This window comes from Streptomyces sp. NPDC059866, from assembly GCF_042731325.1.
In the GTDB taxonomy this organism is placed as follows: Bacteria; Actinomycetota; Actinomycetes; order Streptomycetales; family Streptomycetaceae; genus Streptomyces; species Streptomyces flavusporus.
The window spans coordinates 363270-380843 of record NZ_JBHWJT010000003.1 but is presented as its reverse complement, the minus strand read 5'-3'; the positions used below and the strand labels follow the sequence as shown (position 1 = coordinate 380843).

Genomic DNA, 17574 nt, shown 5'->3' with positions numbered 1-17574 from the left:
CGGCCCGCTGTTCCGGCGTGAGGGGGGTATGGCCCCGGCTCCGGGGCACAAACCCTTCGGCGCGCACGTTCAGAGCAACATTTGAGGTTGCGTGGCCGGCGCCAGAAGGTACGGACGGGAGACCCCGGACGTTCACGGCCGGCCACGGAACGTTCAGCGCAGCGCCGAATGATCCGCGACCACCGTGCAGGAGCCGGGAGCGATCTCCGTGAACCCGGCGTCGCGGACCAACGGCAGCCCGATCGAGGTGAGTTCACGCCAACGGGCCGGGTCGGCGGTGCGCACGGCCAGCGGGAAGCCCGCGTCCCGCCAGGTCGCGCGCTCCTCGTCCGACAGCTCCCACCAGGCGAGCTGGGCACCGTGACCGGCCTGGGCCATGGCCTTGCCGGCCGACATCTCCACGTCCGGGTTCAGCCACAGCACCGGCGCGCTCCGGTCCGCCTCGAGGGGCGGCTCCGGGTCGTCGAGGTCGGTGCCGGAGACCTGGAGCTTCGCCAGTTCCTTGGGCCAGCCGTCGAGCGGAACCGGCGGAAACACCCGTACCTCCGCCGCCTTGCCCGTGACCGTGATGCCGGGCAACGCCTCCGCCCGCCGCCACTCGGCGCCACGCGCCCGCCGCACCACCTTGCGGATCCGGGCGTCCTGCCAGTCCCGCATCGCCTGCGCCCACTCGCCCTCACCCAGCGACCGCTCGTCACTCAGCATCACCAGGACGGCACGGGCGGCCGTCTCCAGGGCGTCGGTACGGGCAGGCGGCGCCCCTCGCTCGATCCGCACGACAAGCGGCAGCACAAACTGCGGCGCGGTGTCGCGGGCGCTGGGCTCGGACCGGAAGGGGCTGTCGTTCAGTTCGCTGGTCACGCCGTCCAGTCTGCCAACCTCAGGGGCGCAGGGCGGTCTCGGTGTGCGGCTGAGCCGCGTGGGCGGCCCCGATCAGCTCGGACACCTTCACGAACCGGTACCCCTGCCGGCGCAGCTCCGGCACGATCACCCGTACCGCGCGTTCGGTCGTCGGGGCCGCGCTGCGGGTGCAGTGCAGTACGACGACCGACCCCGGCCGTACGCCGTCCAGCACGTCCCGGGCCACGGCGTCGGCGTCCGTCGCGAACGCGTCCCCGCTCACCACGTCCCACTGCACCGCGGTCAGGCCGGCTCCGCCGAGCGCGCGCAGTGCCCGCCGGTCGTAGCAGCCGCCAGGGAAGCGGAAGTACGGCTTCGGATCCGGTACGCCCGCCCTGCGGAAGGCGGTGTACGCCCGCTCCACGTCCGCCCGCATCCGGTCCTCGGCGACCGTCGGCAGCCCGTAGCAGTCGGGCGTGAAGGCGTAGTGGCTGTAGGAGTGGTTGGCGACCTCGAAGAGGGGGTCCCGGCCGATGCTCCGGGCCTGGACGGGGTACTCCTCCGCCCAGCGTCCGGTCATGAACACGGTGGCCGGCACCTGCAGCGACCGCAGCGTCGCGATCAGCGAGGGGTTGTCGAAACGTTCGCCCGCGGCTGCGCGGGGGCCCTGGTCGGCGGTCATGTCCGCGTCGAAGGTGAGCGCGACCGTCCTGCCCTGGGTGCGCGGCCCGTTGGTGAAGACGGGGGTGAGGCCTTCGGGGCCCTGGGCGAGGGCGGGCGCACGGGAGTCGGCGGCCGACGGGCCCGGGCGGGCCGGGCGGGGCTGCGGGCGCTCGGTGCCGCCGCAGCCGACGAGGGCGGCGCCAAGTACGCAGACGGCGGTGAGACGTCGTACGGGAAGGATCACCGAATGAACATAAGCAGAAAAGCATATAAACAGGGCATTCGGTCCCTTGGTGTCCCTTCGATGTCACCCGCTCAGCTGTCGTCGATCTCCGGAACCGCGTGCGTGGCGCCCGCCGCTCGTGCTGTGGAGCGGTGGTCCGTGGTGTGGGTCTCCAGGAAGCGCAGCAGTTCCACCGGGAAGGGGAGTACGAGCGTCGAGTTCTTCTCGGCGGCGACGGCCACGACCGTCTGCAGCAGCCGCAGCTGGAGCGCGGCGGGCGTGTCCGCCATCTGCTGTGCCGCCTCGGCCAGCTTCTTGGACGCCTGGAGCTCGGCGTCGGCGTTGATGACCCGGGCCCGCCGCTCCCGGTCGGCCTCCGCCTGCCGGGCCATGGAGCGCTTCATCGTCTCCGGCAGCGACACGTCCTTGATCTCGACCCGGTCCACTTGCACACCCCAGCCCACGGCCGGGCTGTCGATCATCAGCTCCAGGCCCTGGTTGAGTTTCTCGCGGTTGGACAGCAGGTCGTCCAGGTCGCTCTTGCCGATGATCGACCGCAGCGAGGTCTGCGCCATCTGCGAGACCGCGAACTTGTAGTCCTCGACCTTGATGAGCGCGCTGGCGGCGTCGACCACCTTGAAGTACACGACCGCGTCCACCCGCACGGTCACGTTGTCCCGGGTGATGCCCTCCTGGCCGGGCACGGGCATCGTCACGATCTGCATGTTGACCTTGTGCAGCCGGTCGACGATCGGGATGATCATCGTGAATCCGGGCGGACGCACGGAACCTTTGAGCCGGCCGAGGCGTAGCACCACGCCGCGTTCGTACTGTTTGACCACCCGCGCTGCTGCGGCGAGATACAGCGCGCCCGCGGAACCGACCGTCGCGGCCACCGCCAGGAGTTCGTCGAGCATATGACGTCCCCCTCACCCGGAGGAGCGTAATGAGTGAAAGCCTTCTCCTGTAAAGATATGCCCGGTATCGGGTCCGGGGCCATGGTCGGTCCCGGACCCGATGCGGGCCCCGGTCAGGACGAGGTGACCTTGACCGGTTCGGTGTCGGACGCGCTGTGCCGCTCGGCCCAGCTCTCCAGCGCCGTACGGCAGGCGTGGTCCAGGTGGTGGAGGCCGGACAGGTCCAGCTCGATCGGCCGGTCCTGGGGGAGCGCCTCCAGGCTGTCCAGTATCTTCGGCAGCTGCAGGAAGGTCGCGTTGCCGGACAGGTACGCCTGGACCGGTCCGGCGCCCTTGTCTATGACCTCCAGCTTGATGTGCGAGGCCTCCCAGGCGGTCTTGGCGACCGACAGGGCCAGACCGATCAGGACGCCCTCGAACATGTTCACGGCGACGATGGCCACCGCGGTGACGACGAGGATCAGCGCCTCGCCGCGGTGTGTCCGCCACAGCGACACGATCTGCCGGAACGGGATCAGCTTCCAGCCCGCGTGGACGAGGACGCCGGCCAGCGCGGGCAGCGGGATCAGCGCCAGGGCGCCCGGCAGCAGCGCGGCGAACAGCAGCAGCCAGACGCCGTGCAGGACGCGGGAGGTCTTGGTCTTCGCACCCGCCTGGACATTGGCCGAGCTGCGCACGATGACCGCGGTCATGGGCAGTGCGCCGAGTGCCCCGCAGACCGCGTTGCCCGCGCCCTGCGCCATCAGTTCCTTGTCGTACCGAGTGCGCTCACCGTCGTGCATCCGGTCCACGGCCGCCGCGCTGAACAGGCTCTCCGCGGAGGCGATCAGTGCGAAGGCGAGGACCGTGCCGAGAGCTGCCGGGCTCGCCAGCTCGCCGAAGGCGTCGGCGCCCGGCACCTGGACGGCGTCGAGCAGGCCCTGCACCTCCACGGTGGCCACCGGCAGATCGAACGCGAGCGCGGCGAGCGTGGCCAACACCACCGCCGCGAGCGCACCCGGCACCGCCCGCACGGTCTCGGGCAGCCGCTTCCAGAGCACGAGCACGGCCACGGTGCCCGCGCCGATCGCGATCGAGGTCAGTGCCGTGGTGCTGCCCACGGCCTCGACGAACGCCCTCGGCAGCCCCGTGATCTTGTCGATGCCGGATGCCGGGGCCGTCATGCCGGCCGCCGCGTACATCTGGCCCGCGATGATCACGAGCCCGATGCCGGCCAGCATGCCCTCGACGACCGAGACGGAGATGGCCCGGAACCAGCGCCCCAGCTTCAGGGCGCCCATGACGAGTTGGAGCACTCCGGCGGCGAGCACGATCGCGCCGAGCGCGGGCAGCCCGAACTCGCGGACCGCTTCGAAGACCAGCACGGTGAGCCCCGCGGCCGGGCCGGACACCTGCAGGCTGCTGCCGGGCAGCAGGCCGGTGACGATGCCGCCCACGATGCCGGTGACCAGACCGAGTTCGGCCGGGACACCGGAGGCGACGGCCACGCCGACGCACAGCGGCAGCGCGACCAGGAAGACGACGATGGAGGCGCCGAAGTCCTGCTTGAGATAAGGGTATTTGTGGAGGTTTTTCTGGGGGTGCTTGTGGGGGGAATTGGTCATGACGGGATTCACAGCGCCTCGAACGCGTCGGTGGCTGCGCGGTGTTCGCGCACGGTGCCGGTGTGTACCTCGTAGTACCAGCCGCGCAGCCGCAGCCGGCCGTCCGCGAGCCGTTGCTCGACGCACGGGTAGGAGCGCAGGCGCAACAACTGGGCCAGCGCATGCTGTTGCACCGCCTCGGCGACCGTCGGGTCCGCCGGGTCGGCGGACCTGGGCTCGTCGGCGGCGTGCGCCAGCCAGTCGCGCACGGCAGGTACGGCATCGAGGTCGTCGCCGCGCACCAGCGCGCCGACGGCACCGCAGTGCGAGTGGCCGCAGACCACGACGTCCTGGACGCCGAGCACCTCCACGGCGTACTCGATGGTGGCCGCTTCACCGGTGGGGCGGCCGGAGGTGTACGGGGGAACGATGTTGCCCGCGGTGCGCAGCTCGAACAGCTGGCCGGGGCGGGCGCCCGTGATCAGGGCCGGTACGACCCGGGAATCGGAGCAGGTGATGAACAGGACCTCGGGGGACTGGCCCTGTGCAAGCTGGGCGAACTCCTCAGGGCGCTGTCCGAACGTGCGGGCGTTGTCGATGAGGGGCTGCATGATGTGGTGATTCCTCCTGGCGCGCAGTCAGGGCGCGTCGGGCGGGCAGGACAGAGGTGGGGGACTGCTCTGCTCTCAGCAGCGGAAGACCTGAAGTGCCGCCGGAGAGTGGGCTGTCGAGGGTCTCGACGCGTGGTCGTGTGCGGCGTTGCGCACGCCCGCGTCGGAATCGGCCCCCTGATCCCGCGCCGGCAGCGGGCGCTCGGGCGCGCAGGGCGCGGAGTCGACCGCGCGGTGGCGGTCGCGGATACGCAGGGGACCGGTCGGGTCCCCGAACTGCGTGTTGTGGTGGCAGGCGGCGTCCCCGGCGCGCAGCGCCTTGCCGGAGGGGTTGGTTCCGGGCTGCGCCTCGGCCTCTGCATGACGGGCTGTGTACGCATGTGCGAAGGACGCCGTGGACGTGAAGAACGGGAGGGTCAGCAGGAGGGCAGCCAGGACCGAGTGCAGCGTGCGGGCCGTCCCACCTCGAAACATGAGCCTCCCTCCGGTTTGTTCACGCCTCTAGTCCGCACCAACGGTTGGTCAACGGTTGGTCAAGAAAGACATTAACCCTGCGAAGTTGTTTGCAGGGTTAACTCGGCGTTTCGACCCGAAGAGAGCCTCAAAAGCGAGGGTGATTTGGCGTGATCCAGCCCTTGAATCTGAGGGGTTGGTCCGCTATTGAGCGTCGACCAGGCGCTTCGCGTCCCGGGCCAGTGCGGTCAGCCGGGAGATCGCGCGGAAGTACTTCTTGCGGTAGCCGCCCTTCAGCATGTCCTCGCTGAACAGCTGATCGAACGGCAGTCCCGAGGCCAGGACCGGAACCTCCCGGTCGTAGAGCCGGTCTGCGAGGACGACGAGCCGCAGCGCCGTCGACTGGTCCGGAATCGGCCGCACATCCGTCAGGCACACCGCCTTCAGGCCGTCGGTCAGGGCGCCGTAACGGCTGGGGTGGACCCGGGCGAGGTGGTCCAGCAGGTGCGGGAAGTCGTCGAGCGAGGCGCCCTCCATGGCGTACGCCGCCTTTGTCACCTGTTCGTCCGAGTACGGGGCCGGAGCCTGCGGCAGGCCGCGGTGGCGGTAGTCCTCACCGTCGATGCGCAGGGTGCGGAAGTGGGCGGACAGGCCCTGGATCTCGCGCAGGAAGTCGGCCGCGGCGAAACGGCCCTCGCCGAGCCTGCCCGGCAGGGTGTTCGACGTGGCGGCGAGCGCGACGCCCGCGTCGACCAGCTTGCCGAGCAGGGTGGAGACCAGGACGGTGTCACCCGGGTCGTCGAGCTCGAACTCGTCGATGCACAGGAGGCGGTGGCCGGACAGGGTCCGCACCGTCTGCTGGAAGCCGAGAGCGCCGACGAGGTTGGTCAGCTCCACGAACGTGCCGAACGCCTTCAGTGCGGGCTCGGCCGGGGTGGCGTGCCACAGGGAGGCGAGCAGGTGGGTCTTGCCGACGCCGTAGCCGCCGTCGAGGTAGACGCCGCGCGGTCCCGCCGGGGGCTTGGGGGACCTGGACCTGCCGAACCCGAAGAATCCGCGCCTGCCCGTGTCGGGCACTCCGCCGAGGCCGGTGGCGAAGCCCTCGAGGACCCCTACCGCCTCGCTCTGGCTGGGCTGGTTCGGGTCCGGGATGTAGGTGCTGAAGCGCACCGAGTCGAAGCGGGGCGGGGGCACCATCTCGGCGACCAGGCGGTCCGCGGGGACGTGCGGCTCGCGGGTGCACAGGGAGAGCGGGCCGGCTTCGGCTATCGGGCTCCGCCCGGCGGCGGTAGAGGGGGACACGCTTACCCATGCTAAGGGGTGGCTCGGGTTCGGCTGCGGGCTGCGGGCTGTATGTGGCCGGGCCCACGATGGGGGTCCCCCGCTGGAGGGAAGGCGAGACGTCGGACAGTTCCTCCCCCGCGTGGAACACTGCACCGCATGCGACGCCTGTTCCCTGTGACCGACCAGACGGACGACCGCGAGTGGAGCCTCGCCGAGCTGGCCGCCGCCTATGCCTATCCCGAACCCCGGCCGGGAGAGCCGGTGGCGTGGGTGCGGGCCAACATGGTGAGCACGCTCGACGGCGCCGCCCAGCACGACGGTCGCTCACAGCCCATCTCCAACGCCACCGACATGCGGATCTTCGGCACGCTCCGGGCGCTGGCGGACGTGGTCGTGGTCGGTGCTGAAACGGTCCGTCAGGAGGGGTATCGCCCGGCACGCGCGCGTGCGGAGTTCGCGGGGCTGCGCAAGGCGGCCGGGCAGGGGCCCGCCCCCGCGATCGCGGTGGTCACCGCGAGTCTGGATCTGGACTTCTCGCTTCCGCTGTTCACCTCGCCCCTGGTTCCGACCCTGGTCCTCACGGGCGCCGCCGCGGCCCCGGACCGGATCGTGGCGGCCGAGAAGGCCGGCGCCCGCGTGGTGCTCGCCGGTGACGGCGTCGGAGTGGAGCCCGCCCGGGCCGTACGGGCCCTCGCCGAGCTGGGACACACACGCCTGCTGACCGAGGGCGGCCCACGGCTGCTGGGCCAGCTGGTGGCCGCCGGGGTCCTCGACGAACTGTGCCTGACCGTGTCCCCGATGCTCGTCGCGGGCGACGCGCAGCGGATCGCAGGGGGGCCGTCGGTGGCGGTACCGCAGCGTTTCGCCCTGGCGTCCCTGCTGGAAGAGGCCGGGTTTCTGTTCTCCCGTTACCGTCGGTCCTGAGAACGGCGGAATCATCCGTTCCGTTTAACTTTCGCCGGGCACACTAGGACTCGCAGTACCCGTGCGATCACGGGGAGGATGGTTTTCCGCAGGGCCTGGTACGGCCCACGGAGGAGAAGGGGCGCCTGGTGTTCACAAGCGTTTTGATGATCGAGAAGGCCCTGACGTCCGCCGACGTGGAGTTCGTCACCACCTTGCACGGGGACGAGCCGGTCACCTTCCACGTGCTGCTCCAGCCGCGCGGCGAGCAGGCGGACCGGTTGCTGCGCGCCATCGACGACCTCGCCCTCGGCGATCTCGACGAGGCGGTGCGCGAGGGGGAGACCCCGGAGGGAGAGGCGGCCAGAAGCGAGGGGCAGCGGGCGCTCGAGGTGTCCCTGCAGGCGCTGCGGGCCTCGGGCAGCGAGGCCGAGGGGCGGCTGATCGAGGCCCACCCGCTCGATGTGCTCAAGGACCTCGTCGAGGAGACCGGTGCCGACGAGGTGATCGTCCTGACCGATCCCCACTACGTGGAGGAGTTCTTCCACCGCGACTGGGCTTCCCGGGCCCGGCACCGGGTGGGCGTGCCCGTGCTGAAGTTGTTCTCGCACAGCAAGGCGTAGTGAGGCGCTGTCGGCCGCAGGCAATAGGCTGGGGCCCGCGTTCGCTCGCGGGCGCTGATCGTCGCATTCGGATCTTGGGGAGATACACGCATGGCACCCGGCCTTCCTACCGCCATGGACCGACCGCACTTCATCGGCATCGGCGGCGCCGGGATGTCGGGCATCGCGAAGATCCTCGCGCAGCGCGGTGCCAAGGTCGCCGGCAGCGACGCGAAGGAGTCGGAGACCGCCGAGGCCCTGCGCGCGCTGGGTACGACCGTGCATATCGGACATGCGGCCGAGCACCTCGCGGACGACGCCAGCTGTGTCGTGGTGTCGTCGGCGATCCGCGCGGACAACCCGGAGCTGGCCCGGGCGGCCGAACGGGGCATCCCGGTGATCCACCGCTCCGACGCGCTCGCCGCCCTGATGGACGGCCTGCGCCCGATCGCGGTCGCGGGCACGCACGGCAAGACGACCACCACCTCGATGCTGGCGGTGTCGCTGTCCGAGCTGGGCCTGCACCCGTCGTACGCCATCGGCGGCGACCTCGACGCCCCCGGCTCCAACGCGCTGCACGGCGAGGGCGAGATCTTCGTCGCCGAGGCGGACGAAAGCGACCGCAGCTTCCACAAGTACGCGCCCGAGGTGGCGATCGTCCTCAACGTCGAGCTCGACCACCACGCCAACTACGCGTCGATGGACGAGATCTACGAGTCGTTCGAGACGTTCGCCGGGCGGATCGTGCCCGGCGGGACGCTGGTGATCTCGGCGGACCACGAGGGCGCGCGGGAGCTGACCCGGCGGCTGGCCGGGGCCGTGCGGACGGTGACCTACGGGGAGGCGGACGACGCCGACGTACGTGTCCTGTCGGTCGTGCCGCAAGGGCTGAAGAGCGAGGTCACGGTCCTCCTGGACGGTGCGGAACTCACCTTCACCGTCTCCGTCCCGGGCCGCCACTACGCCCACAACGCGGTCGCCGCCCTCGCGGCGGGCGCGGCCCTCGGCGTGCCGGCCGCGGAGCTGGCCCCGGCGCTGGCCGCGTACACGGGAGTGAAGCGGCGCCTGCAGCTGAAGGGCGAGGCGGCCGGCGTTCAGGTGATCGACTCCTACGCCCACCACCCGACCGAGATGACGGCGGACCTGGAGGCGATGCGCGCGGCGGCGGGCGACGCGCGCATCCTGGTCGTCTTCCAGCCGCACCTGTTCTCCCGCACCCAGGAGCTCGGCAAGGAGATGGGCCGGTCCCTGGCCCTGGCCGACGCCTCCGTGGTCCTGGACATCTACCCGGCCCGTGAGGACCCGATCCCCGGCGTGACCAGCGAACTGATCATCGAGGCGGCCCGCGCGGCCGGCGCCGACGTGACACCCGTCCACGACAAGGCGGAGGTGCCCGAGACCGTGGCGGGAATGGCGAAGGCCGGTGATCTCGTTCTGACCATGGGCGCGGGCGATGTCACCGACCTCGGCCCGCGCATCCTGGACCACCTGTCGAAGTGAGGGGCTGAACGCTCATGTCGTACGACGTCGAAAAGCCGGACGAGCAGTGGCGTGCGGAGCTGACGCCGGCCGAATACGCCGTACTGCGCGAGGCCGCCACCGAGCCCGCGTTCACCGGTGAGTACACCGACAGCAAGACCAAGGGCGTCTACTCCTGCCGGGCCTGCGGTGCCGAGCTGTTCACCTCGGACACGAAGTTCGAGTCCCACTGCGGCTGGCCGTCCTTCTTCGACCCGAAGGACACCGACGCCGTGGAGCTCGTCGAGGACCGCTCGTACGGCATGGTGCGCACCGAGGTGCGGTGTGCGCGGTGCGGATCCCATCTCGGGCATGTGTTCGAGGGTGAGGGGTATCCGACCCCCACGGACCAGCGGTACTGCATCAACTCGATCTCCCTGAGGTTGCAGCCCGAGGGGGAGTGAGCGCACGTTGTGGCGTGTGTCACGCAAGGTTTAGGGTTGAAGCACCTGGAGGATCTCCCCGCAGGGCGAGCCGAACGACGGTGTGCGCCGGGGTCTCCTCCAGGTGAAGGAAGTGGTCCCGTTGTCGGTCGCATGGGACGACATCGGCGGTCTCGTCGATGCTCATGAGCGGTTCCTGGCCGGTGCACGGGTCGAGTCGGACGTACGCGACTCGGTGCTCGACTCCTGGAAGCGGTGCCGGTTCGCGGGGCTCGAGCCGCACCGGCTGCTGATCCCCTACGCGCCGGACCTCGCGGTCGAGGACCCGCTGCTGCGCGCCGCCGAACCGGTGCTCAAGCGTCTGACCGCGTCGTTCGAGAAGGTGAGCATGGCGGTCGTGCTGTGCGACGGGCAGGCCCGCCTGGTCCAGCGGCACGGCGGTGACCGGCAGTTGCTCGCACTGCTCGACGAGGTGAACTTCGCCCCGGGCTTCTGCGCGTCGGAGGAGGTCGCCGGCACCAACGGCGTGGGCACCGCGCTGGCCGAGCGGCGGCCCGTCTACGTCGTCGGCCGTGAGCACTTCGCCGACTGCCTGTCCTTGTTCACCTGCGCGGGCGCACCCGTGCGGAACCCGCTCAGCGGGCGTATCGAGGCTGTCCTCGACCTCACCTGTCTGCGGGACGAGGGCGACCCCGCCATGGTGCGGCTGGTGCACGATGCCGCCCGGGACATCGAGACCCGTCTGCTGGAGCAGGCGACGGAGCGGGAGCGGGCGCTGCTCACCGCGTACCGGCGGGCCTCGCATGCCGCGGACGGCGGCGACGCATGGCCGCGGCAGCCCGAGCAGGCGCCCACGGGCGCCGAGGCCCTCCACGAGGGCGCGGGCCTCGGCCGGCTCGATCTCGCCGTGCTGCGGGAGAAGGCCGAGGAGCTCATCGCCTCACCGCACCTCACCTTCGACGAGGTGGCCCTCTCCGGTGGCCGAGTGGCGATCCTGCTGCGCCGGCCGATCAGGGGTGATGCCGGTGAGATCGGCGTCGTGGTCGAGGCCCGAGTGCTCGGCGAGCCGCGCCTGCGGCACGTGGAACTGGCGACGGACGGCTCCGCCGCGCCCGGGGCACCGCCCCTGTCCGCCGCCCTCCCGACGGTGACTGCGGCGCCGGTCCCGACACCAGGGGCTTCCACCGCGTCGGCCACACCTGGGGTGGCGCCGGCCCCTGGGGCGGGTTCGTCTGCTGGGCCGACGGCTTCTGGGGCGGCCTCTTCTGCCGCGCCGACACTTCCTGCCGCGTCGGCCTCTTCTGCCGAGTCGACGCCTCCTGCCGCATCGGCACCTTCTGCCGTATCGTCGCCACCTGCATCGGATGCTCCCGCCGTGTCACCGTTCCTGGCGGCGTCGGCCACGGCTTCCGTGCCGTCGGCGTCGGCCGTCGTCATGCGGACGGTCGTATCCGCACCGGCTGACCCGGCCGCGCCGGCTGTCTCCCCGTCGGAGGCACCCGCTGCGCCGGCTGTCCTCCCGCCGGAGGCGTCGGCCGCGCCTGCTGTCCCCCCGCCGGAGGCGCCCGCTGCGCCCGCTGTCTCCGCGTTCACCGCGCTGCGGGAGGACGCCGGTGACTCGGCCGCCGACGGCTGGCTGTTGCTCGTCGGTGAGCCCGGTGTCGGTCGGCTGGCCGTGCTGGCGCGCAGGCGGCTGGAGCTGTTGCACGACGCCGGCGTCCGGATCGGAACGACCCTCGACGTCGCGCACACCGCGGAGGAGCTGGCGGAGGTGACCGTTCCGCGGTTCGCCGACTTCACCGCCGTGGATCTGCCCGCTTCCGTGCTGCGCGGCGACGAGCCGGGGCCGCTCGGCGAGGACACCGCGCTGCGCCGGGTCGCACTGGGCGCCGTATCCGGGGAGTCCCCGTTGCAGGAGACCGGCGGAGCGGTCCACTACGGCCCGGCCACACCGCAGGCCCACGGTCTGGAGAGCGGCCAGTCGGTGCTGGAACCCGACCTGGCCGCGGCCGAAGGCCGGCACGGCCAGGACTCGGAGGGGACCGAGCGGATGCTCGCGGCGGGCTTCCACTCCCTGATCACCGTTCCGCTGCAGGCGCGTGGCGCGACCCTCGGCGTGGTCAGCTTCTACCGCTCGCGGCAGCCCGCCCCCTTCGAGGACGACGACCTGTCCCTCGCCCAGGAACTGGCCGGCCGCGCAGCGATCTGTATCGACAACGCCCGCCGCTACACGCGCGAGCACACCACCGCTCTCGCCCTGCAGCGCAGCCTGCTGCCCCGCGGGCGTCCCGAGCAGAGCGCGGTCGAGGCCGCCTTCCGCTATCTGCCCGCGCAGGCCGGCGTCGGCGGCGACTGGTTCGACGTCATCCCGCTGTCCGGCGCCCGGGTGGCGCTGGTCGTGGGCGATGTCGTCGGCCACGGGCTGCACGCCGCCGCGACGATGGGCCGGCTGCGGACCGCCGTGCACAACTTCTGTTCCCTGGACCTGCCGCCCGACGACCTGCTCACCCACCTCGACGACCTGGTCGGACGGCTCGACCGCGGCGAGGGCTGGGCGGTGGAGAACACCCACCCGGACGCGGGCATCGTCGGCGCCACCTGCCTGTACGCCGTCTACGACCCGGTGACCCGGCGCTGCAGCCTCACCCGTGCCGGGCATCCCGTCCCGGCGGTCGTCGGACCCGACGGCACCGTGGAGTTCGTCGATCTGCCGTCGGGGCCGCCGCTCGGGCTCGGCGGGATGCCGTTCGAGACCGTGGAGCTCGATCTGGCCGAAGGCAGCCAGCTCGTGCTGTACACCGACGGCCTGATCGAGGACCGGCTGCGCGACATCGACACCGGCCTGGAGCGGCTGCGTACCGTACTGGCCTGCGCAGGCCGACCGCCGGAGGAGACCTGTGACGCGGTCCTCGACGCGCTGCTCGCGGACCGGCCGAGCGACGACGTGGCCCTGCTGGTGGCCCGTACGAACGCACTGGGGCCGGAGCGGGTCGCGCAGTGGGAGCTGCCCAGCGACCCGGCGGTGGTCTCCCGCACCCGTGCGGCGGTCACCGGCCAGATGGCCGTCTGGGGGCTGGACGACATGGCCTTCACCACCGAACTCGTCGCCAGCGAACTCGTCACCAACGCCATCCGGCACGCGACCGGCCCGGTCCGGCTGCGGCTGCTGCGCGACCGTGCGCTGATCTGCGAGGTCTCCGACGGCAGCAGCACCTCACCCCGGCTGCGCCGCGCCAGGACCGAGGACGAGGGCGGGCGCGGGCTGTTCCTCGTCGCCCAGCTCACCGAGCGCTGGGGAACCCGCTACACCACGGACGGCAAGGTCATCTGGACGGAACAGCCACTGCCCTGAGGCGTCAGCCGGCGGACTCGGCGGCGTGCGGGCTGATCACGCCGAAGGTCACCAGGGCGATGATGACCAGGCCGAGGGCGATGCGGTAGTGCACGAACGGCATGAAACTCCTGGTCTCGATGAACTTCATGAACCAGGCGATGACGGCGTACCCGACGGCGAAGGCGATGAGAGTGGCCAGCAGCGTCGGACCCCAGGTGGCGTGACCGCCCTCGGTGGCGTCCTTCAGCTCGTAGAGCCCGGAGGCGAGGACGGCCGGGACGGCGAGCAGGAAGCAGTACCGTGCGGCGGCCGCCCGGGTGTAGCCCATGAACAGGCCGCCGCTGGTGGTGGCGCCGGACCGGGAGACACCGGGAATCAGTGCCATCGCCTGGCACAGGCCGTAGATCAGGCCGTCCCGGACGGTGAGGTCGTGCAGGGTCTTGCCCTCCACGACGGTGCGGTGGCGGCCGCCGGCCTCGGCGCGGTCGGCGACGCGGTCGGCGATGCCCAGGACGATGCCCATGGCGATGAGCATGGTGGCGGTCAGGCGCAGGTCACGGAAAGGGCCCTCGATCTGGTCCTTGAAGGTGACACCGAGCACCCCGATGGGAATCGAGCCGATCACCAGCATCCAGCCCATGCGGGCATCCTGGTCCTGGCGCGTCTTCCGGTCCACCAGGGAACGGCACCAGGCGCTGATGATGCGGCCGATGTCGGTGCGGAAGTAGATGAGCACGGCGGTCTCCGTGCCGATCTGCGTGATCGCGGTGAAGGCCGCGCCCGGATCCTGCCAGCCCGAGAAGGCCGCGACGAGCCGCAGATGCGCGCTCGAGGAGATGGGCAGGAACTCGGTCAGGCCCTGGATCAGGCCGAGGATGATGGATTCGAACCAGCTCATGGGGACTTCAGCCGTTCAGTGTGTCGACGTGGGGGCGTCTGGACGCCCGCAGGTGGTTGCCCGGGGGGGGAACCTGCGCGGTCTATGTCTGTTAAGTACGTTTTAAGGTGTTCAGTGTGGCTCGATGGCTCCAGTCCTTCCGAAGACCCTCGATGGTGCACGCCGTCGGCCGTACGAACGTGCCCGCTGCCGGGACCGGCGTGTCGTCGCGGCTGACGGCGCTGCGGTCGACCGCTGCCGGGATCGGCACGACGCTGGACGAGGAGACCACCTGCTCGGAGCTGACCGGCGCGGTGTCCGACCTGATCGGCGGCGCCGCGGCGATAGTGCGGGGCGGTACCGAGACGGAGTCGGCGTACGAGGCGGTCAGTGGCGACGCCGCCGTACTGCCGGACATCGCGTGGGCCGCGGCGGTGGTCCGCAGGGTGGGCAGCCGGGTCGGACGGCACGAGGCCGGCCCGGCGCTCTGTGTGCCGCTCGCCAGCGGCGAGGACCACTACGGCGTCCTCGTGTGCGCCCGGCAGGAGGGGGTTTTCACGCGCTCGGAGACGGACGCCCTCGCCCTGCTCGCCGAGCGGGCCGCCTCGCACGTCCGGCACGCCCGGGAGCACGACCGGATGAGCCGCATAGTCGGCGATCTCCAGCGCGCGCTGCTCGCCGAGCCCGGCCGGCCGCATCCGAACCTGGATGTCGCGATCCGCTATCTGCCCGTGGGGCACCGCGCCCTGGTCGGCGGTGACTGGTGCGAGACCGTCCGGCTGCACTTCGGGCGGACGCTGCTCGTCGTCGGTGATGTGATGGGGCACAGCATCGAAGCCGCCGTGGACATGACCGCATACCGCTCGGCCCTGCGCTACATCGCCTCCGCCGACCTTCCGCCGCACCGGGTGCTGCGCCAGCTCGACGACATCGCCTCCAGCGAGTCCGACCGCCGGCCGGCCACCTGTCTGATCGCGCGTGTCGACCCCAACCGCGGACAGGTCACGCTGGCCAGCGCCGGCCATCTGCCGCCCGCGGTGATCGACGGCAAGGGCGACACGTCGCTGCTCCCGGTGCCGGTCGGCCCGCCGCTGAGCACGGGACTGGGCGGTTACGAGCCGGCCACGTACGAGCTGGACGCCGAGAGCACCCTGGTGCTGTTCACCGACGGGCTCGTCGAGCACCGTGGCGAGGACATCGACCAGTCCCTGGACCGACTGGCGAGGCTCCACTTCAACGCTTCGGAGGGGGTCGAAGGCATCCTCGACACCGTCCTGGCCCGCCTCGACGCCCGGCACGCGGAGGACGACGTGGCTGTCCTGGCGGCCCGGCTGCGGAGCCGGCCGCCCTCGGTGCACGAGGTCCTCGGGCACGCCTGAACGTTTCCACCACGGTCGGGTTCCTTACGAATCCGGGACATCCGGGGGCGGCGGCGCCACCTGCCGATGCCGGGTGCGAGGCTGGCGGCATGGAACAACAGTCGTACGGGGCGCGGGTTCTGGTCGTCGATGACGACCCGACCGTCTCCGAGGTCGTCTCCGGGTATCTCGACCGGGCCGGATATGTCGTGGACCGGGCCGGTGACGGCCCCGACGCGCTCGCGCGGGCCGCCGTCCACTGGCCGGATCTGGTGGTGCTGGACCTGATGCTGCCCGGCATGGACGGCCTCGAGGTGTGCCGGCGGATGCGGGACCGCGGACCCGTGCCGGTCATCATGCTCACCGCGCGCGGCGACGAGGACGACCGGATTCTCGGCCTGGAGGTCGGCGCCGACGACTACGTCACCAAGCCGTTCAGCCCTCGCGAGCTGGTCCTGCGGGTGGAGTCGGTGCTGCGCCGCGCCCGGCCCGGCCGGCAGCCCGCCGGCACCCTGCGGACCGCCGGACTCACCGTCGAACCCGGCGCCCGGCGCGCCGCCAAGAACGGCATCGAACTCGCCCTGACCATCAGGGAGTTCGACCTGCTCGCGTTCTTCCTGCGGCATCCCGGACGGGCGTTCAGCCGGGAGGAGCTGATGCGCGAGGTATGGGGCTGGGACTTCGGTGATCTGTCCACGGTGACCGTCCATGTGCGGCGGCTGCGCGGCAAGGTGGAGGACGATCCGGCCCGGCCGCGGTTCATCCAGACGGTGTGGGGCGTCGGTTACCGCTTCGACTCCGCCGACGGGGAGGCGTGAGCCGTGCGCGACACCCTGCTCATCGCCCTGTTCGCCTTCCTCGGCGCCGCCGCGGCCGGGCTGCTCGGGGCGGGCGTGCTGCTGCTGATCCGCCGGCGCTCGCTCACCGCGCACCTCGCCGTGGTCGTCGCCGTCGCCGTCGGCGCCATGCTCGCCGGCACGCTCGCGGTGGCGCAGGCGATGTTCCTGTCCCGGCACGACCTGACCGTCGTGACCACCGTCGTCGCGATGGCCACCGTGGTCTCGCTGGCCACCGCGCTGCTGCTCGGCCGCTGGGTGGTCGCCCGCAGCCACGCCCTCACCCTCGCCGCCCGCTCCTTCGGCGACGGCGGCGACTTCACCAGCCCCGACGGCCCGGCTACCGCCGAACTGGCCGCGCTGAGCCGGGAGTTGGAGGCGACCAGCCGTAAACTCGCCGAGTCCCGGGACCGTGAGCGCGCCCTGGAGAGCTCCCGGCGCGAGCTGGTCGCCTGGATCTCGCACGACCTGCGCACCCCGCTCGCCGGACTGCGCGCGATGTCCGAGGCACTGGAGGACGGTGTCGCCGCCGATCCCGACCGCTATCTGCGGCAGATCCGCGCCGAGGCCGAGCGGCTCAACGACATGGTGGGCGACCTGTTCGAGCTCTCCCGCATCCATGCGGGGACGCTGGCGCTGAGCCCGAGCCGGATCTCGGTGTACGACCTCGTCGGCGACGCCCTCGCGGGCGCGGACCCGCTCGCCCGCGAGCACGGCGTACGGCTCGTCGGCGACCGGGTCGAGCCGGTGCCGGTCGAGGTGGACGGCAGGGAGATGAGCCGGGTGCTCGGCAACCTGCTGGTGAACGCGATCCGGCGGACCCCGGCCGACGGTACGGTCGCGGTGGCCGCCGAACGTTCGCCCGACGGTGTGGTCCTGTCCGTGACGGACGGCTGCGGCGGGATCCCGGACGAGGACCTGCCGCGCGTCTTCGACACCGGCTGGCGCGGCACCGACGCGCGGACGCCACCGGCCGGGGCCGGGCTGGGGCTCGCCATCGTGCGGGGCATCGTGGAGGCCCACCACGGCCGGGCCGCCGTACGCAATGTCACCGGTGGCTGCCGATTCGAAGTGACGCTCCCGCCGGCCGACACCTGACGCGTCCGCCGGCCGGCCGTCTGCCGGCGCTGCCGGGCCACAGCAGCGGCGACCGAGCCGGCGTCCCCCGGCAGCGGGCCGGACGGCACGC

The 17574-nt window shown here is 71.7% G+C and carries 16 protein-coding genes; 8 read left to right on the top strand and 8 right to left on the bottom strand.

All coding sequences use genetic code 11. The features are described from left to right. Positions 1-153 precede the first annotated feature (153 nt). From ACFV7R_RS06125 to zapE, 7 genes are all read right to left on the bottom strand, one after another. On the bottom strand, positions 154-861 hold the full coding sequence (locus ACFV7R_RS06125) for an aminoacyl-tRNA hydrolase (RefSeq protein WP_385260421.1): 708 nt from the start codon (positions 859-861) through the stop codon (positions 154-156). Between the two features lie 19 nt (positions 862-880). Further along, the gene (locus ACFV7R_RS06120) at positions 881-1747 is read right to left on the bottom strand and encodes a polysaccharide deacetylase family protein (protein ID WP_385260419.1); all 867 of its coding nucleotides are present in this window, start codon (positions 1745-1747) and stop codon (positions 881-883) included. A gap of 71 nt (positions 1748-1818) precedes the next feature. After that, complete coding sequence (locus tag ACFV7R_RS06115) at positions 1819-2643, bottom strand: slipin family protein (protein ID WP_385260417.1); 825 nt, start codon at positions 2641-2643, stop codon at positions 1819-1821. Between the two features lie 113 nt (positions 2644-2756). Next, complete coding sequence (locus ACFV7R_RS06110; protein ID WP_385260414.1) at positions 2757-4247, bottom strand: SulP family inorganic anion transporter; 1491 nt, start codon at positions 4245-4247, stop codon at positions 2757-2759. An 8-nt stretch (positions 4248-4255) separates the two neighbouring features. Continuing rightward, positions 4256-4837: a carbonic anhydrase gene (locus ACFV7R_RS06105; protein ID WP_385260412.1), complete on the bottom strand. Its 582-nt coding sequence runs from the start codon at positions 4835-4837 to the stop codon at positions 4256-4258. 75 nt (positions 4838-4912) lie between these two features. Beyond that, positions 4913-5311 carry a hypothetical protein gene (locus ACFV7R_RS06100; protein WP_385260409.1) on the bottom strand — a complete coding sequence of 133 codons (399 nt, stop codon included), beginning with the start codon at positions 5309-5311 and terminating at the stop codon, positions 4913-4915. Positions 5312-5494: 183 nt separating this feature from the next. Next, a complete protein-coding gene (gene zapE / locus ACFV7R_RS06095; RefSeq protein WP_385260407.1) occupies positions 5495-6592 on the bottom strand; it encodes a cell division protein ZapE in 1098 nt (365 codons plus the stop codon). Positions 6593-6730: 138 nt separating this feature from the next. Here zapE and ACFV7R_RS06090 point away from each other — a divergent pair, with 138 nt between their 5' ends. The 5 genes from ACFV7R_RS06090 (at position 6731) to ACFV7R_RS06070 (ending at position 13332) form a co-directional block, all read left to right on the top strand. Continuing rightward, the gene (locus ACFV7R_RS06090; RefSeq protein ID WP_385260405.1) at positions 6731-7498 is read left to right on the top strand and encodes a pyrimidine reductase family protein; all 768 of its coding nucleotides are present in this window, start codon (positions 6731-6733) and stop codon (positions 7496-7498) included. Between the two features lie 128 nt (positions 7499-7626). Continuing rightward, positions 7627-8100, top strand: a complete 474-nt coding sequence (locus tag ACFV7R_RS06085) for an indole-3-glycerol phosphate synthase (protein WP_385260402.1) — start codon at positions 7627-7629, stop codon at positions 8098-8100. A gap of 90 nt (positions 8101-8190) precedes the next feature. Further along, positions 8191-9579 carry a UDP-N-acetylmuramate--L-alanine ligase gene (gene murC, locus ACFV7R_RS06080; protein ID WP_385260401.1) on the top strand — a complete coding sequence of 463 codons (1389 nt, stop codon included), beginning with the start codon at positions 8191-8193 and terminating at the stop codon, positions 9577-9579. Between the two features lie 14 nt (positions 9580-9593). Beyond that, complete coding sequence (gene msrB / locus ACFV7R_RS06075; RefSeq protein WP_129803316.1) at positions 9594-10001, top strand: peptide-methionine (R)-S-oxide reductase MsrB; 408 nt, start codon at positions 9594-9596, stop codon at positions 9999-10001. Positions 10002-10113: 112 nt separating this feature from the next. Then, the gene (locus ACFV7R_RS06070; RefSeq protein WP_385260593.1) at positions 10114-13332 is read left to right on the top strand and encodes a SpoIIE family protein phosphatase; all 3219 of its coding nucleotides are present in this window, start codon (positions 10114-10116) and stop codon (positions 13330-13332) included. A gap of 4 nt (positions 13333-13336) precedes the next feature. Here ACFV7R_RS06070 and ACFV7R_RS06065 read toward each other — a convergent pair whose 3' ends face one another. Then, complete coding sequence (locus tag ACFV7R_RS06065) at positions 13337-14212, bottom strand: undecaprenyl-diphosphate phosphatase (protein WP_385260400.1); 876 nt, start codon at positions 14210-14212, stop codon at positions 13337-13339. 116 nt (positions 14213-14328) lie between these two features. Between ACFV7R_RS06065 and ACFV7R_RS06060 the strand changes: the two genes are divergently transcribed. The 3 genes from ACFV7R_RS06060 to ACFV7R_RS06050 all read left to right on the top strand — a co-directional run bounded on the left by ACFV7R_RS06060 (position 14329) and on the right by ACFV7R_RS06050 (position 17483). Then, positions 14329-15570, top strand: a complete 1242-nt coding sequence (locus ACFV7R_RS06060; protein ID WP_385260397.1) for a PP2C family protein-serine/threonine phosphatase — start codon at positions 14329-14331, stop codon at positions 15568-15570. Between the two features lie 89 nt (positions 15571-15659). Beyond that, positions 15660-16367, top strand: a complete 708-nt coding sequence (locus ACFV7R_RS06055; protein WP_385260396.1) for a response regulator transcription factor — start codon at positions 15660-15662, stop codon at positions 16365-16367. 3 nt (positions 16368-16370) lie between these two features. Continuing rightward, on the top strand, positions 16371-17483 hold the full coding sequence (locus ACFV7R_RS06050; RefSeq protein ID WP_385260394.1) for a sensor histidine kinase: 1113 nt from the start codon (positions 16371-16373) through the stop codon (positions 17481-17483). Positions 17484-17574: the final 91 nt, after the last annotated feature.